The 4,221-nt window shown below is 38.9% G+C and carries 5 protein-coding genes; 4 read left to right on the top strand and 1 reads right to left on the bottom strand.

The features are described from left to right. Positions 1-264 (top strand): helix-turn-helix domain-containing protein (locus FQB27_RS16605; protein WP_206374773.1); only part of this gene is annotated, 264 nt, incomplete at its 5' end. Between the two features lie 394 nt (positions 265-658). Here the strand turns inward: FQB27_RS16605 and FQB27_RS16525 are convergent. Next, complete coding sequence (locus FQB27_RS16525) at positions 659-943, bottom strand: hypothetical protein (protein WP_169562185.1); 285 nt, start codon at positions 941-943, stop codon at positions 659-661. Positions 944-1,314: 371 nt separating this feature from the next. On the opposite strand from FQB27_RS16525, the gene FQB27_RS16520 reads away from it, so the two are divergent. The 3 genes from FQB27_RS16520 (at position 1,315) to FQB27_RS16510 (ending at position 4,066) form a co-directional block, all read left to right on the top strand. After that, entirely contained in the window at positions 1,315-2,019 is a 705-nt protein-coding gene (locus FQB27_RS16520; RefSeq protein WP_169562184.1) for a DNA-binding transcriptional response regulator, read from the top strand. Continuing rightward, entirely contained in the window at positions 2,019-3,107 is a 1,089-nt protein-coding gene (locus FQB27_RS16515) for a sensor histidine kinase (RefSeq protein WP_169562183.1), read from the top strand. The genes FQB27_RS16520 and FQB27_RS16515 overlap by 1 nt, the downstream gene beginning before the upstream one ends. Before the next feature lie 287 nt (positions 3,108-3,394). Next, positions 3,395-4,066 (top strand): hypothetical protein, encoded by a 672-nt coding sequence (locus tag FQB27_RS16510; RefSeq protein ID WP_169562182.1) that lies wholly within the window; start codon positions 3,395-3,397, stop codon positions 4,064-4,066. The last annotated feature ends 155 nt before the right edge of the window (positions 4,067-4,221 follow it).

Genomic DNA, 4,221 nt, shown 5'->3' with positions numbered 1-4,221 from the left:
GGGGAGGACGCCACCCGGATGCTCGTCAGGTATACGAAGGCGCGGCATCTGGAAGCCAAGGACACGCGGGATATGGAGGCTACGTTACGTAACGAGGACGGCACCCTCGTTTGGACGTACGAGGCAGGCGATCCCACCTACGTACGATGCGTAGAGCTTTTGAAAGAGAACATACCTTACGGGGAAATTGCCGACACGCTAAACGTATCGAAATCGTCCATCACCCGGATGAAGCAGAAAGCGCAAGCCGAAGGGCTTTTGTGAATATCGTCTAAATGTACGTACGGAAATCAGGATGTCCGTATGTACACGATACGAGCCACGCGAGACCAAAATACAATTTTCAGCAGAGACAGCTTTTTCATACGTACCGTTTCATCGTTTCGGGGGCTAGGTCCCGAAACAATGAAACGGCCCTTCACAGCTCAATTCCTTTACGGCTCCAGCGAAGCACACGCCGAGAGTAAACAGCATTATATTCCTCCTGATCCAACTTTTCCCGACGCCCTTAGTTCATCACCTACTCGCCAGCCTCCATCCGCTGACGCCTCTCTTCCAGTATTTCCTTTTCATACCACAAATAGGTCACCTTGCATCTGCGCGCGAAACAAAAAAATCTCATATTACTTAGATCACTCAAAGTCTGCGGTTTCGCAGTTCACAGAATCAAAAAAACTGCTAATGCTAACCCACCAACGACCAATACACCAATTAGAAGAGCCATAGAACGAGTAACAACTTTGGGGCCGCCTTCACTGATAGAAGCTCTAACTACATCCACTTGCTCTCGACAGATCAAAGCTATCCCTAAAATGGCTAAACTAACTGCCCAAATGTATTGTGGAACTGGCGCCCAAAACCATCCATAAAGAAACAGCAATGCCATATCACCAAAGAGAACAATGCAGGAGCACCAAATTAAAATAGTAAGTAGCGTCCGCACTTCCCACTCTCCTGTCTAAATATTATCAGAACTAAAGCCGCAGAATAATAGACAATTAAACGGTCCAATAATAAAGAAACATATTTATTTAAACAAAATTTCTATATTAACTACCAAATTATAAATAATTATTGCACCACATCTATACCGTAAACTCACAACCAGTTTTCCCGGTTTATCTGAAATATAATTCAAACTCAGTGAAGAAGCTTGGTATGTCCCGTTACAGAAAAGTGATTACAATCGCTCCATAATTTAATTTGATAAAAACATTGACTTCTTTGCTCATTTTAAGAAACCCAGCTAGCTTTACTCACCTTAATGTGCCAACTTTTGATATGTCTCGGAACGATAAATAACGGGTACGACTTATGATCAAAAAATTTTTAGCCAGAAATATTGATGCTTATTCGTCCATTTTAGAAGTACGGGATCATTCCAATACAAAAAAAATTTCGATGTCCCAACAGGAGCTCAGAGGCTCTACTAGAATTGCAATTATCGACGACGAAAAATTTAAAGCCTATAATAATTTAACAACTTATGGATACAACATTAAGGAACTACCTGACATAACTTCCTTGGATCAGGTTGTTGGGTTTGACATAATTTTATGTGATTTAATGGGTGTCGGACAAAATTTTGATAGTTCCATCGGTGGCGCAAGCATCATTAGGGAAATTAAAGAAAACTACCCAACAAAATTTGTTATCGCATACTCAGGAGCCCGTGGAAATTCGGCAGAGGCAAACGCTGCGAAGAGATATGCTGATGAGTTCATTAAAAAGGACGAAGAAATTACAAAGTGGGTTGAAAAACTTGATAGAGCCATTGAATTTTCTTCTGATCCTTATCAAAGGTGGCTCGTAACTAGGCAAGGCTTAATTGATCATGAAGTGGACATAAGGCGTATCGTTGAGCTAGAAAGCGCATATGTTGAAGCAATAAAGAACCATGATCAAGATTTTTCTAAAGTTAAGAAAATGCTCGAGACAATTGATATCGGAGGGAATGCTAAAGGTATTGTCCAAAGCCTGATTGCGTCAGCCATTTACTCAATCATATTCGCATCGTAATGTTAGCGTTTTCTACAATCATTGTGCGTTCTGGTGAGGATTTCGAATACCTCGATGGAACACTTTTTTCACTGCCCGTTGAACTTAAAGATCAACACAGGATTCAACAGTATTTAAAAATTGAAAAGTTGGGTTGGTCGAAATCAGAATTTGGATACATGGCACTCGTCAAGGTTGATAATTTAGGAAATAAATATATTATTCCAGGCTTATTTCTTAAGGAATGCGATCGCCCAACAAAGAAAATACATGGATATACCGCTCAATTCACGAAAGGCCAAGTAGAAGAATATCTCGATCAGCACCTTAATAGGCTGTCTGACATTCGAAATACGTCAGAAGGTGAGCTAACTAGTTTGGTTCACGACCTCAGACATTTATCATCGTCTATCTATCACAGCGCGTTGGAAGCGGACGAAGCTGCTAAAAAAGTAGGTGAAGTAGCAATTCGTGACCGAATTAGAACCATTATCGCCTCTCAAACAATGCTAAAGGTACGAATTGATTACCTAGACTTCTCAAACTCAATTGAAAGGTTTGAGGAGGACGAAGAGATTCCAGTTTACAGTAGAGTTGACAAAGTAATTAGGTGTTTTGGAGCGAATGCACGGCACAAGCAGATTAAAATTACACTCACAGGCGTGTCTTTTCGATTAGCTGAGGGACCAAATATTCTGGATATTGTTCCGTATACTTTGATTGAAAATGCAATTAAATATGCACCGGAAAGAACAAATATTACTGTCAAAATCACAGACACAGATACGACAACCAATGTGACTATAAGCTCCTTAGGTCCAATCTTCGAAAATGGCGAGCAAACCAGAATCTTCGAAAGAGGCTTTCGCGGAAAAAATGCTATAAAGGTCAGAATAAATGGGACAGGTTTAGGCTTATCTGTTGCACGCAGTGTAATCGAAACCTTTAATGGACGTATTTGGGTCAAACAGTCCGATGAGTCACAAACTATAAATAATACTCAATATGCTGAAACAGAATTCCTATTTAGTCTACCGACTTCAGGCGAAGATATTCAGCGCAAACAGAAAGCAGAAAGTAGGCGAAAAAAGCAATCTCAACCTCTTTGACATTTCCACTCAGCTTTTTTTAATGCTTATCCTCAGATCTCTATTAATTAAAAAACAAGTCTTATATCTGGCTACCAAAATTGCCAATCCTCCCTAAAGTAGCATTAAATAACAATCTATAGTTTTACATGCCCCTTTTGCCACCAGATCTTAGACGTCTTGATCCGATTTTTGATGGATAGGATTATAATGAAATCTGAAGCCAAACATCTAGGATACTAAAACCTTCACTCTAAATTACATCAAACGGGTAAACTCACCGGCTTCGATTGAAGGAAACCCAATAGATGAAAATTCAAATCTTATTGTACACACTATTTGTACCTTTGATTTTGGTCACTGTTTGCTCCACAGCTTTTGCCGAGAACAAATTTAGACTTTGTAATTATCAGTTGCACGAAAAATTGAATATTCCCACCATGGAAAAACTTGGTTTTAAATATTCCGTTACATTTTCCAGCTACTACAAATTACACACCAAGGATCAATACATAAATAATGAAGTAAATTTATTATGTAAAAACGTGATTATTTACTTTCACCCCATAACTACAGAAATAATTGGCATTGAAACCAATGGTTTTTTTGACCTACGATTTCTTTGCATTGAAGTCGCTAATAAATATGCTTCTGCAATGATGAAAAAATACGACTCTTTTATTTCTTTTGATAGAGCCAATGAATTTAAATATGGAAAATGGATTTATTATAGATACAAGCTCTTAACAGAACTCCTGACTGATGAAGAGACTATAAAATTATTTACGAATACAAAAGGAGAAATACTTGGAGGCGTTACATGCAAAAAAAATCACTCAAACAACTGGAAAATGAATATATTTTTGGAAAATCCGAAGAAGCGATACGAAATCAGAAATCTTTTAAGCGATAGAAATAGAAAACTATTTGAGGACACACAAAGGAACGAAGAATTAGAAAAAGAGAAAATCTTTGAGTGAGAACCGCCCATTTCCTGATGATATGTGAGCTAAACCCCCTAAATTTCATTCCACCCATAGATGAACATGAGCATTCTAAATAGCGCCCAGTGCGCTTCCAAAGAGTAGCCCCAAGGTAGCCCTGAACGCAAAAACGGCTTAGCGGTTGCACGCTA

Origin of the sequence: Sneathiella chinensis (genome assembly GCF_012720115.1) — a bacterium.
Classification (GTDB): Bacteria; Pseudomonadota; Alphaproteobacteria; order Sneathiellales; family Sneathiellaceae; genus Sneathiella; species Sneathiella chinensis.
This window is presented reverse-complemented; position numbering and strand designations above follow the sequence as displayed.

Bases quoted from the DNA above. Each gene is read 5' to 3' on its own strand.
- FQB27_RS16520 (WP_169562184.1), top strand. From the start codon at position 1,315: ATGATCAAAAAATTTTTAGCCAGAAATATTGATGCTTATTCGTCCATT.
- FQB27_RS16515 (WP_169562183.1), top strand. From the start codon at position 2,019: ATGTTAGCGTTTTCTACAATCATTGTGCGTTCTGGTGAGGATTTCGAA.
- FQB27_RS16510 (WP_169562182.1), top strand. From the start codon at position 3,395: ATGAAAATTCAAATCTTATTGTACACACTATTTGTACCTTTGATTTTG.